Raw genomic sequence first — 814 nt, 5'->3', positions numbered from 1 at the left:
ATACTTTCCGACTTTATAACCTGTGATTGGCTGTGTGGTAATAACTAAATACATATCAATTCGCTCCTCTTCTTTCCAACTCTTGCTGAACTAAATCCAAGATATATTTCTGATGATCCACATACTCCTCAACTGGATCACCGCCGGCCACATGAGAACCGATCGGCCGCTCTACATCCTCCACAAGAATCTGCGGACCGTGACATAAAATTACATTCGTAGATCATAGGTGTATCTTTTAGAAATAAGGGTACTAAGTTATTAAGCTTTTCTATCTAATACCTAGCACTGAGTTTTCTTTATTTGGTTCAAGTAAGGAAAACCTGGTGGGAGGTGATTAAATGAGAAAAGTTCATGGCATAAAAAACTTAATCGCTTACCTTGAATCAGTAAACTTCCCCCTTACTGAGGAGAGGATTAACGATCTAATATTAAAAAGAGAACTGCCGCATCTTAGACCTTTTGGAAATACACTTGTTTTTAATTTAGATCACATTGACTGGTGGATAAGCCAGCAGCGATTAAAGCCATAGATTAGTACAGCCCTGCTACTAAGCAGGGTTTGTACAATGGGCTTTTGAACCCCATCCTCTACGGAATGCGTATTAAACTGCGCGTATCGACTCAATGGAAATCAACTGTCGAGACATAACCATTTTCCTTGATACCTCTTGAATTGCTCTTTCTCTTGCATCACTTTCATCTGAAGCCCAGACTTTGACCTTTCCGTTGTAATAAAAATCCATACCTCGTGCATTCCATTCAACTTCATAATCTCTTCTTTCCACTGCAATCCCTCCTTCGCATTTTCATC

General features: G+C 39.6%; 3 protein-coding genes. 1 reads left to right on the top strand and 2 read right to left on the bottom strand.

Translation table 11 applies throughout. From position 1 onward, the window contains the following. Positions 1–55 precede the first annotated feature (55 nt). Complete coding sequence (locus tag BBA02S_RS21430) at positions 56–184, bottom strand: hypothetical protein (protein WP_255211769.1); 129 nt, start codon at positions 182–184, stop codon at positions 56–58. 157 nt (positions 185–341) lie between these two features. Here BBA02S_RS21430 and BBA02S_RS19920 point away from each other — a divergent pair, with 157 nt between their 5' ends. Then, the gene (locus BBA02S_RS19920) at positions 342–533 is read left to right on the top strand and encodes a hypothetical protein (RefSeq protein WP_041113136.1); all 192 of its coding nucleotides are present in this window, start codon (positions 342–344) and stop codon (positions 531–533) included. 72 nt (positions 534–605) lie between these two features. Here BBA02S_RS19920 and BBA02S_RS19915 read toward each other — a convergent pair whose 3' ends face one another. Then, the gene (locus BBA02S_RS19915; RefSeq protein WP_041113135.1) at positions 606–788 is read right to left on the bottom strand and encodes a hypothetical protein; all 183 of its coding nucleotides are present in this window, start codon (positions 786–788) and stop codon (positions 606–608) included. Positions 789–814: the final 26 nt, after the last annotated feature.

The sequence above is a fragment of the Bacillus badius NBRC 15713 genome, from assembly GCF_001591605.1.
GTDB lineage: Bacteria > Bacillota > Bacilli > Bacillales > Domibacillaceae > Pseudobacillus > Pseudobacillus badius.
The sequence above is the reverse complement of the archived record's forward strand: the minus strand, read 5'-3'. Positions and strand labels throughout refer to the sequence as shown.